This is a genomic window from Paraburkholderia sp. SIMBA_030, from assembly GCF_046535245.1.
GTDB lineage: Bacteria > Pseudomonadota > Gammaproteobacteria > Burkholderiales > Burkholderiaceae > Paraburkholderia.
Window position 1 is genome coordinate 1 of the sequence record NZ_JAWRXB010000209.1, and the last position, 326, is coordinate 326.

A 326-nucleotide genomic window follows, 5' to 3' on the forward strand; every position below is an offset into this window, starting at 1 on the left:
GTCGCCTTGCGCAGCATGGCTGTACGGCGCGCTGGTTTCGCCGGCCTTGATGGTGACGGTGGCGTTGTTGCTCAGGGTCACGACCAGGTCGTGCGCCAGCGCGGTGTTGATGTGGACGGTGAAGGTCGGCTTCACGTTCTCGGCAACCGAGACTTGGTCAGCGGTGATAGTAACTTTGACCAGATCGCCTTCGTTGCCTGGAGTACCCGGCTCGTCGGTGACAGCGGTGCTGACTGGGGTTTTGTCCAGAACCAGGTTCTCGAACTTGCCGACATCAGCGCCGTCGACGCTGGCGATCGATTTGATCACTGGATCGTTGGTGCCGG

General features: G+C 61.0%; 1 protein-coding gene. It reads right to left on the reverse strand.

The window, feature by feature from the left end; genetic code table 11:
- Positions 1–309: immunoglobulin-like domain-containing protein (locus SB772_RS39705; RefSeq protein WP_410838481.1), on the reverse strand; the 309-nt coding region annotated here is incomplete at its 3' end.
- Between the last annotated feature and the right edge of the window lie 17 nt (positions 310–326).